The 20,276-nt window shown below is 60.9% G+C and carries 18 protein-coding genes; 5 read left to right on the top strand and 13 right to left on the bottom strand.

What is annotated here, in order from left to right:
- Positions 1-302 precede the first annotated feature (302 nt).
- Positions 303-1,235 (bottom strand): helix-turn-helix transcriptional regulator, encoded by a 933-nt coding sequence (locus U5A67_RS12005; RefSeq protein WP_321814223.1) that lies wholly within the window; start codon positions 1,233-1,235, stop codon positions 303-305.
- Between U5A67_RS12005 and U5A67_RS12000 the strand changes: the two genes are divergently transcribed.
- Both U5A67_RS12000 and U5A67_RS11995 read left to right on the top strand, forming a co-directional pair.
- Entirely contained in the window at positions 1,206-1,409 is a 204-nt protein-coding gene (locus U5A67_RS12000) for a hypothetical protein (RefSeq protein ID WP_321814224.1), read from the top strand. The genes U5A67_RS12005 and U5A67_RS12000 overlap by 30 nt on opposite strands.
- Before the next feature lie 209 nt (positions 1,410-1,618).
- Entirely contained in the window at positions 1,619-3,631 is a 2,013-nt protein-coding gene (locus U5A67_RS11995) for a glycoside hydrolase family 3 protein (RefSeq protein WP_321814180.1), read from the top strand.
- Between the two features lie 97 nt (positions 3,632-3,728).
- On the opposite strand, the gene U5A67_RS11990 is transcribed toward U5A67_RS11995, so the two are convergent.
- The 3 genes from U5A67_RS11990 to U5A67_RS11980 all read right to left on the bottom strand — a co-directional run bounded on the left by U5A67_RS11990 (position 3,729) and on the right by U5A67_RS11980 (position 7,930).
- Positions 3,729-4,814, bottom strand: a complete 1,086-nt coding sequence (locus U5A67_RS11990) for a porin (protein WP_321814179.1) — start codon at positions 4,812-4,814, stop codon at positions 3,729-3,731.
- A gap of 111 nt (positions 4,815-4,925) precedes the next feature.
- Entirely contained in the window at positions 4,926-6,458 is a 1,533-nt protein-coding gene (locus U5A67_RS11985; protein WP_321814178.1) for a carboxylesterase/lipase family protein, read from the bottom strand.
- A gap of 161 nt (positions 6,459-6,619) precedes the next feature.
- Entirely contained in the window at positions 6,620-7,930 is a 1,311-nt protein-coding gene (locus U5A67_RS11980) for an MFS transporter (protein ID WP_321814177.1), read from the bottom strand.
- 76 nt (positions 7,931-8,006) lie between these two features.
- On the opposite strand from U5A67_RS11980, the gene U5A67_RS11975 reads away from it, so the two are divergent.
- Complete coding sequence (locus U5A67_RS11975) at positions 8,007-8,897, top strand: TetR/AcrR family transcriptional regulator (RefSeq protein ID WP_321814176.1); 891 nt, start codon at positions 8,007-8,009, stop codon at positions 8,895-8,897.
- 36 nt (positions 8,898-8,933) lie between these two features.
- Here the strand turns inward: U5A67_RS11975 and U5A67_RS11970 are convergent, their stop codons facing one another.
- Genes U5A67_RS11970 through U5A67_RS11950 form a run of 5 tightly spaced genes read right to left on the bottom strand, consistent with a single transcriptional unit; the run spans position 8,934 to position 14,334 of the window.
- Complete coding sequence (locus U5A67_RS11970) at positions 8,934-10,622, bottom strand: GMC family oxidoreductase (protein ID WP_321814175.1); 1,689 nt, start codon at positions 10,620-10,622, stop codon at positions 8,934-8,936.
- A gap of 46 nt (positions 10,623-10,668) precedes the next feature.
- The gene (locus tag U5A67_RS11965) at positions 10,669-11,838 is read right to left on the bottom strand and encodes a Gfo/Idh/MocA family oxidoreductase (RefSeq protein ID WP_321814174.1); all 1,170 of its coding nucleotides are present in this window, start codon (positions 11,836-11,838) and stop codon (positions 10,669-10,671) included.
- A 22-nt stretch (positions 11,839-11,860) separates the two neighbouring features.
- Positions 11,861-12,916 carry a sugar phosphate isomerase/epimerase family protein gene (locus U5A67_RS11960; RefSeq protein ID WP_321814173.1) on the bottom strand — a complete coding sequence of 352 codons (1,056 nt, stop codon included), beginning with the start codon at positions 12,914-12,916 and terminating at the stop codon, positions 11,861-11,863.
- A gap of 23 nt (positions 12,917-12,939) precedes the next feature.
- Positions 12,940-13,233 carry a hypothetical protein gene (locus U5A67_RS11955; protein ID WP_321814172.1) on the bottom strand — a complete coding sequence of 98 codons (294 nt, stop codon included), beginning with the start codon at positions 13,231-13,233 and terminating at the stop codon, positions 12,940-12,942.
- A gap of 45 nt (positions 13,234-13,278) precedes the next feature.
- Positions 13,279-14,334, bottom strand: coding sequence for a porin (locus U5A67_RS11950; protein WP_321814171.1), 1,056 nt, complete (start codon positions 14,332-14,334; stop codon positions 13,279-13,281).
- 377 nt (positions 14,335-14,711) lie between these two features.
- Here U5A67_RS11950 and U5A67_RS11945 point away from each other — a divergent pair, with 377 nt between their 5' ends.
- A complete protein-coding gene (locus tag U5A67_RS11945) occupies positions 14,712-15,638 on the top strand; it encodes a LysR family transcriptional regulator (RefSeq protein WP_321814170.1) in 927 nt (308 codons plus the stop codon).
- A 13-nt stretch (positions 15,639-15,651) separates the two neighbouring features.
- Entirely contained in the window at positions 15,652-16,614 is a 963-nt protein-coding gene (locus tag U5A67_RS11940; RefSeq protein WP_321814169.1) for a LysR family transcriptional regulator, read from the top strand.
- 84 nt (positions 16,615-16,698) lie between these two features.
- Here U5A67_RS11940 and U5A67_RS11935 read toward each other — a convergent pair whose 3' ends face one another.
- The 4 genes from U5A67_RS11935 to U5A67_RS11920 all read right to left on the bottom strand — a co-directional run bounded on the left by U5A67_RS11935 (position 16,699) and on the right by U5A67_RS11920 (position 20,276).
- Complete coding sequence (locus tag U5A67_RS11935) at positions 16,699-17,901, bottom strand: MFS transporter (RefSeq protein ID WP_321814168.1); 1,203 nt, start codon at positions 17,899-17,901, stop codon at positions 16,699-16,701.
- Between the two features lie 192 nt (positions 17,902-18,093).
- On the bottom strand, positions 18,094-18,501 hold the full coding sequence (locus tag U5A67_RS11930; RefSeq protein WP_321814167.1) for a C-glycoside deglycosidase beta subunit domain-containing protein: 408 nt from the start codon (positions 18,499-18,501) through the stop codon (positions 18,094-18,096).
- Positions 18,502-18,546: 45 nt separating this feature from the next.
- Positions 18,547-19,560: a sugar phosphate isomerase/epimerase family protein gene (locus U5A67_RS11925; protein WP_321814166.1), complete on the bottom strand. Its 1,014-nt coding sequence runs from the start codon at positions 19,558-19,560 to the stop codon at positions 18,547-18,549.
- Positions 19,561-19,841: 281 nt separating this feature from the next.
- Positions 19,842-20,276 (bottom strand): hypothetical protein, encoded by a 435-nt coding sequence (locus U5A67_RS11920; RefSeq protein WP_321814165.1) that lies wholly within the window; start codon positions 20,274-20,276, stop codon positions 19,842-19,844.

Here is a 20,276-nt window from a genome sequence, read left to right as displayed (position 1 = left end):
TTTTCACATCAACGACACAGTGACATGGCAGTTAATCAAGCTTTCTTGATCGAACGACAATAATATTATGCAAAATGGGAGATTGCGGATGATTCACATCGCGCAGATATTCAATACGAATAAAAGTGCACATCATCTTGATTTGCAACAAATCGCCATTCTAACTTTTCATCGGAATTTTACGACACTTTAAATCCTGAGGTGGCGCGCAGAGTTATTGCTTTCATTACCGCACCTTGACGAAAAGTCGTGCAATATACAGCACACAAACATCGCTATTGCCGCTGGAATCACACAACAACTCAGGCTCGCCAGCTCTCGCAGGACGACACGGCATTCCATTGCTGGTGCTGCCGAAAAGCCTGAGGCGCCATTTGATGCCGGCTGCGAAAGAACCGTGTGAAGGCGCTCTGCGAAGAAAAGCCCAGCATTTCGCTGATCTCCGAAAGGCTGCGCTGGGTCTCGCTTAGCAGACGACAGGCCTGATCAAGTTTGACGCGCGCCTCCAGATCGCCGAAATTCAATCCTTCGATTCTTAAACGCCTGTGCAGCGTCCAGCGCGACGTCTCTAGCCGTTCGCACACTCTCGCCAGCAATGAGGCTGTGCCGGGCATGTCGTAATCTGGGTCGGTCACGAGCGCGGTAATGAGTTGCTCTACACTCGCGGAAAAACGATGCCCGCGCTGCGATTGCCGCAATTTCTGCTGAGCCTGCTGGAGCAGATGCGGCGCGAGCGGCGCGTTGTAATGCGAAAAAGGTTGATCGAGCAACGAAGCCGCGAAGCGCATGCAATTCGCACTCGCTTCGAATTGAATTGACGCACCGAAAAAATCGGCAAGCAGCCGCGCGTTGCGAGGCGCGCGACCGGTCAGAGACACGTGAAACAGCGTGGCGCCGCCCATATCGTATGCGCGAATCAGCGTTGCCAGCACCTGAAAATTGGCGAGCGCCTGCAGGCAATGTTGCGGCATGAACTCGGCCACATATTCGATCTGCACCCAGTCCGCGGTTTCCCTGAAAAATAGAAAATCGAATTCGCCGACGATCGGCCTGAATCGCATGAAAGCGTCGATGGCATCACGCAATGTCCGCGCGTTGAAACACAGATTGCCGAGCGCGGGAAAATGTGGATAGAGCGCACAGCGCCGCTCGACCAGCCACTCTATCGACGGTGACAGCGAACACATGAATTCGACGAATCGTGCATGTCTGACGCCATCGATACGGCCATCGATATCCGTGAGATCGCGCGCCGAAATACCGGTGCGTTGCGCAAACAGATCAGGCTCGACGCCGGCGGCGACTACCGCATCCAGTACATCGGCGGCAAGGCGATTCGATACGGTACGGGAGCGCAGTGCGGCGCCCGACAAAGGTTGCACAGACATCGATCGCATCGATCACAGTGAATAGTCCCTGAATTGCCGATCATGCTTGCGCGTGCTGGCCTGCACCATAGGGTCTTGCCATGACGCCTTACATTGCGTTACATCTTCTGCTCCACGCGGTCAAATCCTGCACCCTGCGGTCAAACCCGCCTCGGCGGCTGACGCTAGCATTCCTCCTGCTTCTCGCAACAATAAAACGAGCGTATTTCGCTCGATATATGGAGGAAACAATGCGTATCGCTTCACGACCCGTACTGCGCCTGCCTGTACCGGTCACTATCGCTTCGGCACTGATTGGCGGCCTGTATGCTTGCGGGGGCAACCATCTTGATTCGACCGTTACCCAGCGCGATCTCGGCTACACCACCTTACCGCTCATCAAATCCGAGGGCTTCCAGTTCAAGGACATGAATCGCAATGGCCAGATCGATCCCTATGAAGACTGGCGATTGCCCGCCGAAACGCGAGCGCGGGATTTGACGAACCGCCTGACGATAGCCGAAAAGGCCGGCTTGATGCTGCACGGCACGGCCCCGGTGCTCGACGACACGACCGGCGCCGGCACCGGCTCCGCCTACGATCTCGCCGACCTGAAAACGCAGATCAACGATCTGGCGATCAACACCTTCATCACGCGGATGAGCGCCGACGCACACACCATGGCGCAACAATACAACCAGATCCAGACGCTGGCCGAACAGTCGCGGCTGGCAATTCCGGTCTCGATCAGTTCGGACCCGCGCAGTCATTTCCAGTATGTACTCGGGGCCAGCGCGGGCGGCGGCGGCTTCTCCCAATGGCCTGAAACGCTAGGCTTTGCCGCCATCGGCGATGCGAAGCTGACACGCACATTCGGCGATATCGTCCGCCAGGAGTATCGCGCGGTGGGTATCACCGAAGCGCTGTCCCCGCAGGCCGATCTGGCGACAGAGCCGCGCTGGGCGCGTATCAACGGCACCTTCGGCGAGGACGCCGATCTCGCCAAAGCCCAGGTGCAGGCCTATATCGAAGGCTTTCAGGGCGGCGCGACCGGCATCAACGATCGCAGCGTGATTGCGGTGGTCAAGCATTGGGCCGGTTATGGCGCGCAAAAGGACGGCTACGACAGCCACAATTATTATGGACGCTATGCAACCTATCCCGGCAATAACTTTGCGTATCACCTGAAACCGTTCGAAGGCGCCTTCGCGGCTCAGGTCGGCTCGGTCATGCCAACTTATTCCGAACCGGATTCGGCGGTGACAATCGACGGCATCACGCTCGAACAGGTGGGCGGCGCCTTCGACAAACCGTTGCTGACCGATATGCTGCGCGGCAAATATAGCTTTCAGGGTGTGATCGTCTCGGACTGGGGCATCGCCTCGGATTGCGATTCGAACTGCCTCAATGGGGTTTCATCCGGTGCGCCTTCGTTCGTCGGATTCGGGACGCCCTGGGGCATGGAAACCGCCACGCGGCTGCAACGTTTCGTGAGAGCGACGAATGCCGGCATCGACCAGTTCGGCGGCGAAGGCGATCCGTCATTTCTCATCGAGGCCGTCAAAGAAGGCTTGCTTAGCGAAAGCCGTTTGAGCGAATCGGCTTATCGCGTGCTACTGCAGAAGTTCCAGCAAGGACTGTTCGATCATCCTTACGTGGATGCAGACGCCGCCAGCTCGATCGTGGGCAATGCTTCCTTCCAGGCGCAGGCACTCGATGCACAACGCCGCTCGGTGGTGCTGCTGCAAAACACGGGCAATTATCTGCCGATGAGCGCAGCCGGAAAAAAGGTCTGGTTATACGGAATCGATTCGACTATCGCGCAGCAATACGGCTACACGGTGGTCAGTAATCCGCAGGACGCCGATGTGGCGATTGTCCGCATAAGTACGCCTTATGAAACGCTGCATCCGACCTATCTGTTCGGCTCAATGCAACACGAAGGCAGTCTCGCGTTCAAGGACGGCAGCGCCGATTACGAAGCCATCAAACAGGCCGCGCTGGCGCCGAAGTCCATCGTCAGCGTGTATATGGATCGACCGGCGATTCTCACGAACGTGCAGGACAAGGCAACCGCCATTCTCGCTAACTTCGGCATTAGCGATACGGCATTGTTCGATGTACTAACCGGCAAGGCGAAACCCGAAGGGCATTTGCCATTCGAATTGCCTTCGTCGATGGATGAAGTCCTCGCGCAACGCGAGGATGTCCCTCACGATACGCAGCATCCTCTGTTCGCGTTCGGGTACGGGTTGTCGTACTGATCACCGTGTTACGTTCGCCCGTTCCCGCGCAGTGCACGGGAACGGGCTTTCGACAGGCGCTGGCGACGGACGGCACCGCCGTCGCCAGCGCCGCCACTCAAAACGTGTGCACCATGCCGATACGAACCAGTCCCTGCGAAGTCGTCGACGAGCGACCAATCTGATAGATCGAAGCCACAGCGCCCTGCCCGCTGGCTTTCTGGAAAGCAAGGTCTGTATAAACGCGCGTGCGCTTCGAAAGCAGATACGTCGCGCTCGCATACGAGGAATACCAGCGATCGTCGTCGAGGCGATCGAAGGTTTCCATCACCGAAAACAGCACGTCTGGCCTCGCGAGCCACGTCACGCCCGCCCGCACGACCTGGTCCGTTGCATGCTGGGACTGCAAGGTGAAGTGCGTGTTGGTGTACATCGCCATTGCAGTCAACGCGCCGAATCGATACGAAGCGCCCGCGCCAAAAATGCGGCGTTGATCAGCATAGATCGTGGACGTTTTCGTAGTGTCCACGCCCAGAAATTCCACAGCGCCAATCGTTGCGATCGACACCGGAGAGCCGTTAATGTTGGTGGTGATCAGCGCGCCGCTGAACGGACCATTTTCGTACTGCGCGAGCAGACTGTACGAGCGGCCGAGATTGCTTGACCCTGTCGCGTTCTGGCCGAATCCATACATTGCGCCAAACGTAAAGCCCGCAAAATTTGGGCTCTTGTACTGGATCGTGTTGCTCAGATGATCGCCGGCAGCGCGATCGAGATCCGCGTTCTGCACGCTATACACGCCGCACTCGAGACAGGCGATATAACGCACAAGATTCGAGCCGAAGTCATATTGCCGACCAAAACTCAATTGTCCGAGGCGTTTGTCGCGCAAACCCACATAGGTATCGGTGAAGAACGCGCTGCCCGCAATTGCGCCTGTATTCAGCGCGAAATAATTCTCCAGCCGGAAAATCGCCTGTGTGCCGCCGCCCAGATCTTCCGCTCCTTGAATGCCCCAGAAATTGTTGCGCTGAATGCCGTCCGTCGCCGCGACTTTCGAATGACCGCCAACATCCGTCACATAGGTCAATCCAGAATCGATAATGCCGAACATCTGTATCGACGATTGTGCGAATGCGGCATGACATCCGGACGATACCAGCACACCTGCCGTAGCCAGCCTGAAGAGTTGATTTTTGTCCACGATTCGATCTCCATTAATTCTTTAATTTTTATTCGCAATCCTAAGTCAAAGATTGTCGATTGATTGGACTTCTGGCTGGAGGTGCATCTGCACCTCCAGCTTTTGCAGCATTTAGAGGAAATTGCCGACCATGTTTTCTGCGCCGAGAAAACGTAGTGCATCGAGGCGCGGGATCGAGTCCATATGGGGTGCAGCGCCAAGGCGCATCGTGGCATCCCCATCCGCATCGAAACACGGCCATGCGGGCAGGCCATCGACATGCGGATGGCCGCTTCGTGCGAAACTGACCCAGTAGCGCTGCATCACATCGCGCACCACATCATCAGCCGGTGTCCACGCCCGCGTGAGTTCGTTCAGCGTTCCGAATACATAGGGATAATCGGCGCTGTGAAAGACCCCGAGCGCCGCTGCCGGGTCGCTCTCCGCATAGGCCTGACCGGCGCGGAACGGCTGCTCGTGTTCGAAGTGATAGAGCCAAACCGGATTGCCGCCCTGCGCGTGCGCGCACGCGGCCTTCCATACGCCCGCACCCGCGAGCGCATCGCCATTGATGCGCTTTGCGGAATCGCGCGCCTGCGTAGCGTCGTCGGCGGGGTAATGGTGCAACGCTTCGGCCAGCCGCGAACCAAAGCGTGCACGCAACGCCTCGCGCAATGCGCCCGCTTCCTCGTAGGCGGGAAACACCGTGCCTTCGTCACGCGTCCAGCCAGTCAGCACCGGCATGCGCATCTGGCGTTGGGCCGCGAAAGATGCTTCGGCGGATTCAGGCATCACGTGTCCGTCGACCGAAGGCCAGATCAACGGCAACGTCGCCTTCGCAAGTCCGACGATCTGACTGGCGGGCCGGGCGCGCAATTCGGCAATCGACGCGGCGCCCGCGCGCTTCATGAAGTCGACGCCCTGCTGCTCGGCCTGCGCAAGCGGCATCATTGGCATGAAGGCGACGCTTTGAATAATCGCCCGATGAAACAGATCTTTCGCCAGCGGCGACGCCATCAGATTCGCAATACTCGCGCCTCCTGCCGACTGACCAAAAACCGTCACCGCGTCTGCGTCGCCGCCGAAAGCCGCGATATTCCTGCGTACCCAAGCGAGAGCCGCGATCTGATCCATCAGTCCGTAATTGCCCGAGGCCTTATGCTCCGATTCGGCGGTCAATTCTGGATGTGAGAGAAAGCCAAAGGCATTCACGCGGTAGTTGATCGTGACGAGGATCACGCCATGCTGCGTAAGATCGCCGCGCACGAAGGTGGCATTCGTGCTCGAGCCGACCTGAAACGCACCGCCGTGAATCCAGACCATCACGGGCAATTTTTCTGCGGGCCGGTCAAGCGGCACGAACACGTTGAGATACAGGCAATCCTCGCTGGTTGGCTGCTCGCCTGCGTATTCGAGGAAGACCGAGCGCGCAGGGCGTTCGGGCTGCGCGCACATCGGCGCAAAGCGATCGCACACACGTACACCGTCCCACGGCACGACCGGTTGCGGAGAGCGCCAGCGCAACTCGCCTACGGGCGGCGCAGCAAAAGGAACGGCGCGATATTCGATCAGCGAGCGATCCTTATCGACGATTCCCGCAATCGTGCCGCCATCGACCGTAATGGGATACGCGCCGTTCGATTGCGTACACATGGAGTGAGGCATGGAGAGAGTCAATTGGCAATGTCCTCGTTTCAATAGATTTAAAAGGCGGCCAGAAGCCTGCGCTGGTCCGGTTCAGGAAGCGCATCTCACGTACTGCAATGGTTGTGTGCCGCTGGGAAAGGGGTATTTGTAACGCGGCGCGACTAAGCGCGCTGAGTCGGTCAGGTCGGCGCGGAATGCACCTGCGTGCGGCGGCTTTCTCCCAGCCTATCGAGCGGAATGTCGAAGGTTTCGCGCGCACTCCATGCAGCGGCAGCGGCAATCAGGCCCGCGACGCTTACGAGTGTCGCCACGGGCATCCAGCCGTCCGGGCCGTCCTTCAGCAACGCAGCGCTGAGCGCGGGCGCTGCGCCGCCAAGCGTGATACCAATCTGCGAGCCAATCGCCACCCCCGAAAGCCGCACGCGCGTCGCAAACATTTCACCTGAAAACGAAGGCCACACAGCGTTCGACGCGCTATAGAACACGCTGAGCACGATAAAGCCGAATACGCAGATCAGCGTCACATCGGCGCGCGAAATCGCCCATAAGGTGGGCCAGATAAAGATCGCACCGCCTACCGCGCCCGTGATGAACACCGGCCGCCGGCCGATGCGATCGGAGAGCCAACCCCACATGGGTACGAGCGCGAGGCTGACGACATTGATCGCCACGAGCAGCGTCAGCATGCGGGTGCGCGGTACGTGCATCGTGTTGACCGCATACGAGAGCACGAAGATGCTGAAAATGCTCGCCGTCACCGAATAGAGCGCGGCCAGCACGAGGCGAAACACGTCGGTGCCCTGGGTTCGGAAGAGTTCGGCCACCGGCGCACCGGCGGTTCCGCCATGGCTTGTTTCCTCGGTGAACACCGGTGTTTCCGGCAAGCCACGGCGCACCCACAAACCCACGCCGATGACCACCACGCTCAGCAGAAACGGAATGCGCCAGCCCCAGGCGTAAAGCTGCTCGTCGGGCAATGCGGCGATCGGCAGAAACACGAGCGTGGCCAGCACGAAGCCCATCGATGCGCCGCTCAAGGCGAAGCTGCTTACGAAACCACGGCGGTCGGCGGGCGCATGTTCGAGCGTGAGCGACGCGGCGCCGGCCTGCTCGCCCGACGCCGAAAGTCCCTGCAACAGTCGCAGGCACACGAGCAGGACGGGCGCGACGATGCCGGCCTGTGCGTAAGTCGGCAGCACCCCGATCAGGAAAGTCGACACGCCCATCATGAGCAGCGTCAGCATAAGGATCTGCTTGCGGCCGAAGCGGTCGCCGATATGGCCCATGAAGAACGCCCCGACGGGCCGCGCGATATAGCCGACGCCGAAGGTCGCGAACGCCGCGACGGCCGATACTTTCGGGTCGGCGACCGGAAAGAACAGCTTGCCGAAAACCAGCGCCGCCGCCGTGCCGTAGATAAAGAAGTCGTAGTATTCGAGCGCGCTGCCCAGCCAGCTTGAAAAGGCCGCGACCCCTGGTGTTCGTCCCACTGCATCCGCGTTCCGGCGCTTATCCCGATGATGGTCCACGTGCTGTCTCCATGATGTCCTGATTGGGTTCAACGAAATGTACTATCTAGTACGTTTACTTTCTATTGAGGGTTTACGCTCAGCGATTTTCCTGCGTCCTGTCCCGTTTATTAACCCAATGGACCAAACCAGTCGACCCGATCGTGCCCTTGTACAATGGGGCCCATCGCCTTCTTCGATCCATTTGTCAGAACTGATGAAGCCACGCACCAAGACATCACCCGCAACGCCTGAAGTCCACCCGGCAACACAGGCAACACAGGCAACACAGGCAGCGCAGGCTATAAAGGCCAGAGCGTCCAAACCGGAAACGCGCCCTTACGATGCGGCGCAGTCGCTTGCCGACATCCTGGAAGTGGCCACGGTGGAGTTTGCGGAGAAGGGACTGAGCGGCGCGCGCGTGGATGAGATTGCCCGGCTCACGCGCGCGAGCAAGCGGATGATTTACTACCACTTCGACAGCAAGGAAGCGCTCTATCTGGCGGTGCTCGAACGCGCCTTCCAGTCGCAGGCGCGCAGCGAAGCGCAATTGCAGCTCGACGAACTGAAGCCCGACGAAGCTTTACGCAAACTCGTGGGCTTCAGCTTCGATTATCACCAGCGCAATGCGATGTTCGTGCGCCTGATCATGAATGAAAACGCACGCAATGGAGAGGTTTTCGCGCAGAGCGACTTTATCCGCCGCATGAATCTGTCCGTGAAGGACCGCGTGCGCGGCATTTACGACGACGGAGTCAAAGCGGGGCTGTTTCGCCCCGGCATCAATCCCGTCGATTTGCGTATGTCGATCGCGGCGCTCTGTTTTTATCCTGTCTCGAACCGCCATACCTTTTCGCTGCTGTTCGAAAACGATATGGAATCGCCCGCGGCTATCGACGCACGGCGCGAATTCGTGATCGAGATGATCATGCGCTTTGTCGCGAAGTAACGCGCACGCGCTGAACCCGCGCTGAACCAATTGCATCTATTGCATCAACGCATCAGCGCGAAGATTCGTTGTACCGGCCGCCCCTTCTCGCTGCCGGTCACGGTCCTCAAGAATCAGTTCCGCCGCCCGATAACCCAGCATCATGGCGGGCCCGTTCGTATTGCCCGACGGCAGCGTGGGCATGGACGAACAATCCACCACACGCAAGCCGCTTAGTCCATGCACGCGCAGCCGCGAGTCGAGCACGGAATCGGCGGGCAAACCCATCCGGCACGTACCCGTGGCGTGAACGCCTGGACTCACAAGCCACTTGAGTGCCTCGAAGATTTCATCGTCGCTTTGATGTTGCGCGCCTGGCACCACCTCGCGAACGATATAAGGCGCAAGAGCAGGCTGCGCCGCAAACTCGCGCATGAGTCGCAGCATGTCAACAAGCAGCTTGCGATCTTCAGGGTCGCCCCACCAGTTTGCATCGACGAGAACCGGCTGCGTAACGTCGGCCGACTGGATCGCGACGCTGCCGCGACTCTTCGGCCGCAGATAATAGCCGTTGAGCGTGAGGCCCGGTTGATCTTCGAGCGCGCCGCGCCCCGGATCGGCCTTGATTTCCTCGCTGGAACGCATCGAGAACGGTCCCACACCAAACTGTACGTCGGGCCAATTCGGCGCGGAACGCATCGACACCAGCGCTGTCAATTCTGGCGACGTATAGGCCATCAGACCGGTGCGCGTCGTGTAGTACTGAAGCACGTGACGCATGAGGCGCCAGCCGTGGAATTCGCGATTGAAACCCGCATCGTTGCGCATGCGAAACGAGATGGAGAACATCGCATGATCGGCGAGATGGCAGCCCACTGCGGGTAAATCTTTAACCACCGCCACGCCCGCTTTCGCCAGCACATCGGCGGGCCCCACGCCTGAGAGTTGCAGGAGCTTGGGGCTTTGCAGCACGCCCGCGCACAGAAGGACTTCGTGCCGCGCGCGTGCGACGCGCGTTTCGCCGTTCACGCGATAACGCACGCCCGCTGCACGCGTGCCTTCAAATACGATGCGCTCCACGAGCGCACCGGTCATTACCGTGAGATTGCTTCGGCGCATCGCCGGTTTGAGAAACGCGCGATATGCCGAAGCACGGCGGCCGCGTCGATCCACCGTGGCCTGCGTATAGCCGATCCCCTGCGTGTCCGGCGTATTGATGTCGTCGAGCACGGGCAAGCCCATCTGCCTGCCCGCCTCGCGCGCCGCACGAATCACGGGAGAGCGAAACGGCAGTTCCGTCACCTGCAGCGGTCCGTTACGCCCGCGCGAACGATGCGCATGGCGATAGCGATAGCTTTCCATTTCATTGAAGCAGCGCTCGACTTCGCGCCACGACCATTCGTGCAGCCCCATGTCGCGCCAGGCGTCGTAATCCGCGGGCATCCCGCGCAGATACCACGTGCCGTTGGTCGAACTCGATCCGCCCAGACCCCGGCCATAGACCCACGTTTCATTGGCCGGGCGATCCTTTTGCGCCTTCACGGGAAACTGCCAGAAATACTGGGGATTTCCCCACATTTTCATGAAGGCGCGTGGCATGCGCACCAGCTCGGATTCATTGTCACCGCCCGCTTCGAGCAGCAGCACGCGGCTCTTGCCATCGCGCGTGAGCCGGTCGGCAAGCACGCTGCCCGACGAACCCGCTCCCACAATCACATAGTCAAACGTATCGTCCAGATTGCTCATCAAACACTCCTGCTAATCGATATTCGTGAATTCGTCGCCGCGCACGTCAGGGGCGCAACGGCAGCCATACGCCGCCTTCTCGCGACGAAGCCAGTGCCGTGTGAACGAAGCGCATGCCATCCAGGCCGTCTTCGATGGTAGGAAACGTGCTGGCTCGCACGCCATTCGCACCATTTGCGCCACGCTCGCCTGCGCGATATGCACGAATGGCCGCCGCAAAATCGGCGTATAGATTCGCGAACGCTTCCAGATAGCCTTCGGGATGTCCCATCGGCACGCGCGTAGCTTTCACGGCCGCAGGACTGAGGTTTTTATCGCCGCGCCGGATCACGCGCACGCTGTCGCCTAGCGGCGCGAACCAGAGTTCATCGGGCGTTTCCTGGCGCCAGCTCAAGCCGCCGCGCGATCCGTATATCGCCAGTTCCAGATTGTTGGCATTACCAGGCGATGTCTGGCTCGCCCACAGCATGCCGCGTGCGCCGCTGGCGTAACGCAGCAGCACGTGAGCGTTGTCGTCGACGCGGCGGCCCGGCACAGCGTTCGTGAGATCCGCCAGCAAAGCTTGCGCGTCCAGCGCACTCACGTAGCGCGCAAGGTGATATGCGTGCGTGCCGATATCGGCGATTGCACCGCCCTCGCCCGCGAGCGCCGGGTCGCTGCGCCACGCCGCCTGCTTGTTGCCCGATGTCTCGATCGCCTCGCTCAGCCAGTCCTGGGCGTAGCGCACCTGCACCGAGCGGACCTCGCCAATCTCGCCCGCCGCCACCAGCGCGCGCGCGTGGCGCACGAGCGGGTAACCGCTATATGTGTACGTCACGCCGAACAAACATGCCGATGCACGGGCGAGACGCGCGAGTTCGCTGGCTTCGTCCAGCGTCGTCGCCAGCGGTTTGTCGCAAAGCACATGCACGCCGGCCGCCAGGCAATCGCGCGCGACCCGCGCATGCAGATGATTGGGCGTGACGATGACGACGGCTTCGATGCCATCGGCGCGCTTCGCTTCGGCTGAGAGCATCGCTTGCCAGTCCGCATAGGCGCGTGCAGGCTCGATACCCAACGCGGCGCCCGAGGCCCGCGAGCGTTCTGCATCGGCGGAAAAGGCGCCGGCCACCAGTTGATATTCGCCGTCGAGCCGTGCCGCCATGCGATGAACCGCGCCGATAAACGCCCCGTCGCCGCCGCCCACCATGCCGATCCGTATACGGTCTTTCATCATTCGCTATCCTGAGTACATGAACTTACGCGAGACCGAGCAGCCGCCGGTTGGCCACTTCGTCCACGCCCGACGTCGCGAAGTCGTCGAATGCGCGCGCAGTGACTTCGATAATGTGATCGGCGATAAAGCGCGCTCCTTCGCGCGCGCCCACTGACGCATCCTTGAGCGCGCATTCCCATTCGAGCACCGCCCAGCCTTCGAAGTCGTACTGCGCGAGCTTCGAAAAAATCGCGCGAAAATCGATCTGGCCGTCGCCCAGCGAGCGGAAGCGCCCCGCGCGTTCCAGCCACGATCCATAGCCGCCATACACGCCGCTGCGTCCATCGGGACGGAATTCGGCGTCCTTGATATGCACGGCCTTGATGCGCTCGTGATAGAGATCGACAAACGCGAGGTAATCCATCTGTTGAAGATGCAGATGGCTCGGGTCATACAGAATGTTGGCGCGCGCGTGGCCGCCAAGCGCATCGAGAAAGCGCTCGAAACTCGCGCCATCGTGCAGATCTTCGCCGGGGTGGATTTCGAAACACACATCCACGCCGGCTTCGTCGAATGCGTCGAGAATCGGCAGCCAGCGGCGCGCTAGCTCCTCGAACGCCATCTCCACGAGCCCGGCCGGGCGCTGCGGCCACGGATACAGAAACGGCCACGCCAGCGCACCCGAAAACGTTGCGTGTGCACGCAGTCCTAAACGGCGACTCGCCTGCGCGGCCAGCATCAATTGTTCGACCGCCCACTGCTGGCGCGCCTGCGGATTGCCGCGCAGCGGGGGCGGACAAAATCCGTCGAACGCGGCGTCATAGGCCGGATGCACAGCAACAAGCTGCCCCTGCAGATGCGTGGACAACTCGGTCACAGCCATGCCGTGCTCATCCAGCGTGCCGCGAACTTCGTCCGCATAGGTCTGGCTGCGCGCGGCAAGCGACAGGTCGATCAGGCGTGCGTCCCAGGTCGGAATCTGCACGCCCCGATAGCCAAGACCAGCCGCCCAGCGTGCGATCGCCGCGAGCGAATTGAACGGCGCTTCGTCGCTGGCGAACTGTGCGAGAAAAATGGCGGGACCCGCTATCGTTTTCATAAAGTGCGTTTCTCCTGATGAATTCAAATCGACGCCGGGCGCTTCACGCTCACGGGCTGCACGTCTTTCGGCTCTTTCGGTTGACGGGGATGCTTGAGCGGGCCACTTTGCGGGCCGTCTTTCTTCGAATTGGGCGGCGGCGGCGGTGCGTCGATGCGTGGCGCGGGCGGCGGCGCGCGCCGGACCGTGTGACACTTTTCTTCGTAGTGGTCGTGTTTCCAGACGTTGCGGCAGACGCGCTTGACTTCCTCGGCTGCGCTCGCGCGGCCCATCGTCGCGACGATCAGCAGCAGCGCGAGCAGAATGCGTGTGGTCATGATGTTCCCCTGTTGGCGTTTAATTGAGCGGTGCAGGACGTCGCTTCAAAAGCGATGCGTGATGCCGATACGCGCCACGGTTTGCGAAGCCGTGGACGAGCGCGCCATCGTGTAATCGACCATCGCGGTAGCGCCATTACCGCTCGCGCGTTGAAACGTCACCGTGGCATAGACATCGGTGCGCCGCGAAAAACCGTAGAACAGTCCCGCCGAAATCTGATGCGCGTGATAGCTGTCCGCCGCTGCATTCGCCCAGTCGTAGTGATAGTTCAGCGACATCACCGTATTGCGCGTCACCGGGAACTGCCCGCCTGCGCTGACCACCTGCACGCCGGTGCCAAGGCTGGTATTGCGCGTGTTCGTATAGAGCGCGTCGAGCCATGCGCCGCCCACCGCAAGCCGCCCGCCAAAGCCCCAATTGCGCAGTGCGGCGCCGTTCTCGACCATATCGGTGGAACGCGAGAGCGTGTAGGCGGCGTCCAGTTGCACAGGCCCGATGCTGTAATCGACGCCATAACTCTGCGTATCGCCACGCCCGACATGACCGGCCACATTGCCGAACGCATACATCGCGCCGACGGTGAGACCGTCGATCGTCGGCGAGCGGTAGCTCACGGCGTTGTTGAACACGTACCAGCCCGCCGTGCCGTTGAAGTCGGTCGAGCCGGAGGTCAGGCCGAGCGACGTGAACGGTCCGGCCGAGGTGTTGTACGGCGGCATCGAATAGAGTTCGGGCCCCCAGCGCTGCACGGTCAGCGAAAGAAACATGAAGTCGTTAAGCTGCCCCATCGTGAGCGTGCCCCAGCGGTCGTCGCTCAGGCCCATCGAAGGGCCGAAACCATAATCCGCGCCGGTGGACGTGTTGAATGTCTTGCTGACGTCGAAGAACGCCTTGGTGCCACCGCCGAGATCCTCGCTGCCGCGCATGCCGAAGGCGCTTTTCCACATAATGTTCGGCTGCATTTCGATGAGCTTGCTGCCGCCGCTGTTCGAAATGTAGGTTAGGCCCGTGTCCATCGTGCCGTACAGCGTGACCTGCTGTGCGCTCGCGGCGTTGCCGCCCAGACACAGCCCGAGCGGGATGCCCACACGGCACAGCATGCTCCATCGGCGTGGGCGTGGGCGCGCGCGCCCGTCGCATTGGCAATTCATCGTTGTCGTCTCCTGACCGTTTCTGCGGCTTTGTTTTTTGCGTAACGTCTTTTTTGTTCGCGCTGTCTGCGGCGCGTGGAACGGATTATTTCCGGGCGCTGGCATGCCGAAAAATGAAAAATATCGCCTGCCATGTATTGATTTTCATGATGACTGGCGACATCGTTGCGAGGCGCTGGAATACGGGCTTTTTGTGCGTGCCCGGGCTCTGCGTGCCTGGGGAAATCACTAGCAGCGCAAGCAAACTATTGTTTCGGACAATCCCTCTCATCGCGCGTGCGCGCCGTCGTGGCCCAAGCGCTTTTACGTCCGCACAACCACCGCCCATGCGCCTCAAAGGTCTCGATCTGAATCTGCTCGTCGTACTCGACGCCCTGCTCACCGAGCGCAGCGTCTCGCGCGCGGCGCTGCGCATTGGCCTGAAACAGTCGGCGGTCAGCTCGGCGCTCGGGCGTCTGCGCGAGCATTTCGACGATGTGCTGCTCGAATGGCGCAACCGGCAGATGACACCCACCACGCTCGGCTACGAATTGCAGCCGGTTCTACGCACGCTGCTGCAACGCGCCGATGTGATTGCCAATGCCAATCACGCCTTCGTGCCCGAACAAGCGCAGCAGGAATTCGTCGTGCTCTGCTCGGACTATGTGGCGCAGGTGTTCATGCCGCGCGTGATTGCGCGGCTGATGCAGGAAGCGCCGGGAGTGTCGCTGTCCATGCGGCCGCTGATCAGCCTGCTGCCGCGTTCGCGCAATCTGATGGGCGACGAACTGGAGCGGCGCGGCGCGCATCTGGCGATTGCGCCCAAGGAATTCACGTCCGCCGATCAACCTTCGGTCGATCTCTTTCACGAGACCTTTACCTGTATCGTCGCGGACGATAATCCACAGGTGGACGAGCGGCTCAGCACGAAACTCTATTCGGCGCTGCCGCACGTGATCGCCACGTTTATGGATTCGGCGGCCAATACCGTCGAAGGACGTCGCCTCGATCGCGCAGGCGTCGCGCGCAAGGTCGAAGTCATCGTGCCGAATTTCCTGCTCGTGCCGGAATTCGTGGTGGGCACCGAGCGGATCGGCACGGTGCCCGCACGGCTCGCGCAGGCCTCGGCCCGCTCGATGCCGCTGCGCGTCGTGCCCACGCCGTTCGCGGCTATCGACGTATGGGAAACACTGCAGGTCAGCGCCGCACACGCGGGCGACCCCGCAGTCGAATGGCTCGCACGCGTAATCGTTGATTGCGCGCGCAACTTTTAATGGAGCATTCGCCGTGCGCTATCGCTCGATCGATCTGAATCTGCTCGTGGTGCTGGACGCGCTGCTCGACGACCCCAGCGTCACGCGCGTGGCCGACCGTCTCAACGTAGGGCAACCCGCCATCAGCGCGATGCTGGCGCGTCTGCGCGAGCATTTTGGCGATCCGCTGCTGATTCAGGCGGGCCGCAAACTGGTCCTGAGCCCCGTCGCGCTTGAATTGAAACCGGCCGTGCAGGCATGGCTCGAACGCGCGCGCGTGCTGACATCGGCGAAACCGGGATTCGATCCGTCGCGCGCCGAGCGGCGGTTTGCGATTGCCTGCTCGGAGATCGTGGCGGGGTTTCTGCTCCCGCTCGTGAGCGCGCGCCTCGCAAAAGAAGCCCCGGGCATCAGCCTCAATGTGCGCACATTCAGCGCGTTTCGCGAAGCACGCGCACCGGCCGTCGAAGCGCTGGAGCGGCAAGGACTGGATTTCGTGGTGCTGCCGGGGATGTTCACGTCGGCGGATCATCCGCGCCGGCAGTTGCTGAGCGCGCCGTATCGATGTCTGGCGTGGCGCGGCAATCGCGCTGTGTCCGGCACGCGCGCGAAGCAAAAGCCGCTCGACGAAGCCGCTTTCTACGCGCTGCCGCATATCGTGCCGACCTTGCTGGACGGCAGCGTCATGACGCCCGAATCCGACGATGCCTTGATTCTTCGTGCGCAACGCGAGCGCGCCGTGCGCACCGAACATCTGCTGGCGATTCCCTTCGCCATCGTAGGCACGCCATTGATCGCGACACTGCCGTCTTTTGTTGCCGCGCGTTTCGCGGCGCGTGAACCGGAATTGCGCGTGATCGATTGCCCGATCGCCTTGCCGCCGCTCACCGAAGTCGTGCAATGGCAGCAGACGCGTGAGAACGACCCGGCGTATGCGTGGTTTCGCGACGTGCTGCTCGATTGCGCGAGTGAAATCGCGCCGGACGTCAGCGCCTGAAATCACGATTCTCACGCTATGTACCGCACAAAACAAAACGCCATGCCGGCATAAGCGGCATGGCGTTTTCGTATCGGCGAATCGTTATTGACCAGGCGTCGTGTTCGGCAATACGCCCCAGCCTTCGCGGCGCGCGCGCGGCACAGCAGCCACCACGAGCACCGCGCACACGGCAAGACTCATTGCGCCCAGCCAGCCCAGCGACATACCGATGCTACCCGCCGCTTTCATCGCCCCAATCGCTACGGGCGCGCTAATGAACTGACCGAGAAAGAACGCGCACATCCAGATGCCGGTGCCGCGTCCGCGCAATTCGAACGGCAGACGTTGCAGCGCCATCGTCAGCAACACTGGCAAGACGAAACCACCGCCGAGTTGATGGACCGAAGCGGCGATCACGTCCATCGTCGCGTCACCGGTGCGGCCAAGTGCGATGAGACCCGCGCCCATCAGCAGAAACGGCAGACACACGATCGCATCGAGACGAATCCGCAACGCCGCGCGGCGAAACAGAAACGCGCCAATCGGAATCAGAATGCTGGCGATCGAAATCAGAATGCCGATGGTGGCGGGCGAAGTGACGCCGTGCCCAGCCAGCACCGCGCCCATCTGCACGGGAATCAGATAGAACAGCAGCGAACCGATCACCGTCAGCACGCCGTTGCTCAACAGGTTGCCCCAGGGAAAGCGCTGCGCCTGCGCGGCCTCGCGTGCGCGCGGTGCGGGTTCCCAGGTCAGCAGCAGCGTGAAGGCAAACAGCACGAGGCTCAGTGCGTACATGGCGAACGGTATGCGCCAGTTGTCGCGCCCGAGCACGCCGCCAAGCATGATGAAAGCGATACCCGATACCGACGCAATACCGGATTGCGCCGAAAGCCATTTCACGCGTTCCGGACCGGTGAAATAATCGCCCAGCAGCGTCGTGCTGCAGACCATGATGACGGCTTCGGCGAAACCCACGCCCACGCGGCTGGCGAGAATCTGCGGCAAGGTCTGGAGATAAAGCGGCGCGGTGCCAAAGAGCACGTACAGCAGCAGCGCGAAGAGATACGCGCGGCGACGGCCGATGCGGTCGGCCGCTACGCCAATCACGGGCGCAAGCAAAGCCACACACAACGAAGGCGCGGTAAGCGCCATCGGCACGAGGAAATCGACGCCGGGTGTGGTGGCGAATTGGGCGTGAAGGCTCGGCAGCAACGGGGCCATGACCACGGCGCCCATTACCGACATCGTCGATGCCACGCTCAGCACGAGGCCTTGCGCCGCGCCAGCAGTTCTGTTCGTCATACGTGTCTCCTTGAGGCCGCCTGGCGGCCCCTGACTTTTCTCATGAGTCTTTTCATGACTCTTTTCATGATCGATTCAAATCGACCGGACGGGCGGGTGTTCTTCGCACCCTTGCCCGCTCACCATCCTGTTCCCGCTTGCGCTTACGATCGCATGCGCGCGAATGCTACCAGCTTTGCATGTCGCGCCAAATCACGCCAGTGCCGCCTCCAGCGCAAGGAATTTGCGATCCTTGCCGACGAGCGTGAACGGCAGATAGCTGATACGCAGATGCTGTTCGACCTGGACGTCGTGGCCGCCCTCGGTCGTCGCCTTGAGCGTCACGCCCTCCACATCAAGACGCGCGACTTCGCCGAAACCCCAGCGCGCGTCGTCCACCTTGCCGAGATCGGCGACGGCGAACGCGCCGTCCTCGACGTTCAGCGTCATGCGCTCGACCGGCACGGTTTCGCCGTCGATCGTCAGCGCGATTTTTTCCACCATTGAAAGACCGAGTGCGCGGTAATACGGCAAACGTAATTCCAGCGAAAAACCCGCTGCGGCATCGTTTCCAGCGCGCGGACGCAAGCTGTTTTCGCAGATGATGTATTTGTCGAACATAGTGAGTTGTCTCCTTACCTGAATGCCCAAGCCGGCCAAAACGGTTTAAGCCGCGACCGCAGCTACTGCAGCGTGCAGATCGAGCAGCGTTTCGAACATGCGGTGCTGCCTGCGCACCTGTTCGATGCTGTCCACGTCGAACGCGTCCTGCACGTGACGATTGCCTTCGTATTCGCTCGACAGATAGCCGTTGTAGCCGCCCTCGATCAGCACCGGAAGGATTTCGTCATAGGGAATGCTAGGCTCGATGCACTCGGCCGTCATCTCGTAGAACTTCGCGTGAATATGATGAATGCGCGGCATGAATTCGAGCAGGCGCTTCGGGTTCGACCAGATCGTGTGGCGCACGGTTTCGGCCATGGCGAGTTCAACCGGCGTGCCGCCCATCTGGCGCACATCCTGCACGAGGTATTCGGAGAGAATGCGATCGTCGTAAGCGGCGCAGATAAAATCGGCGATCGTTGCGCGCGCACCCATCCGCACGAAGCGGTCGCGCATGACAAGCGGGTAACGCTTGACGAAGATCCCCATATCGGGCATGAAGCCGATGTGCTGCGTGCCCAGACGCTCCATCGATTCCGCGTGACGCATGATCCACGGATGATCGAAATGCAGCGGCGAGTGCACTTCCAGCAGCATTTTCACGTCGTAGCGTTCGGCGGCGCTCACGCAGCGGGCGAGAATATGCGGCGAGACGCTCACGAGCACGCGCACGAAACGGCAGCCCAGACGATGCGCATGGCGCAGATCGGCTTCGATCGATGCCACGCATTCGTCATCGCTCAAGCGGCGATCGGGATAGCGTTTCGTGTCGAGAAAGAGATCGTGACACACGGGCGTGAGGCCGTATTGCGCCATCCACTCGTGCCATTGCGCGTAGAACGCGTCGGCGGCGTGCGGTGCACGCGGAATCATCTGTTCGCTGACGATCTCGATTCCATGAGCGCCGATTTTCGCCGCTTCGGCGAGGCAGCCTTCGAGGTCGAGCTTGCGCAGGAAAAACTCTTCCTGATAGCTGTAAAGGCTGATGCCGCGCTTGATCTGTGCGGGTGATGACATGCTGTCTCCGTCATTGTGTGAGCTGGTGACGGATTATTTAGTCATCGGCACGGCATTGAAAAATGATAATTTTCGCGCGTGAACTATTGAATTTTGTGATCGGTTTTGGGGACGCGATCGCTTGCCGCGCGAGGCGACGGCCGTGCGGCTCTGCAATAAGTGCCAGCATGGAAAGCTGCGCGCCAATCCTTTCTGAACTGTTGCGGACAGAAACCTTCCGTAAGGTTCAGTGAGGACTTCTGGCGCGCCATTCGTCGACTTTCCACCCCGGTTCCCGCACCTCAGGGATGCGGCGCGCCCGGCTTTTGCCCACCTTCGGCGCGCGGCGGCTTGTTGGCGCGATCGAGATCCTCTTCGAGGCTGGCGTGGATCGTTGCGATGGCCGCTGCGGGGTCCGCCGGCTTCAACTGTTCGCGGGCCAGGGCGTCATAGGCGAAGCGGCGCACCGCAGGATTGTGCGACTTGTCCAGCACCTCGTGATAGACCGCCACGATGTCGCCCGGACGCCCAGACAGGCTATACAGCCGGCGCAATTGCTCGAGATCGTTGATGACGTCGAAATCCGGGCCATGGAACGGAGGAACCGGCCCCATATCGCCGGCGAACATGGGTGCGTGATGGTCCGGCATCGGCGGAGCCGGTTCGTCGGCGCGAACTTGCAGCGAGACGGCAGCCGAAGCGGCAATAGCGGCGATAACGATCTGTATTTTCTTCAT

Origin of the sequence: Paraburkholderia sp. J69-1 (assembly GCF_905220255.1) — a bacterium.
Taxonomy (GTDB): Bacteria; Pseudomonadota; Gammaproteobacteria; order Burkholderiales; family Burkholderiaceae; genus Paraburkholderia.
The sequence above is the reverse complement of the archived record's forward strand: the minus strand, read 5'-3'. Positions and strand labels throughout refer to the sequence as shown.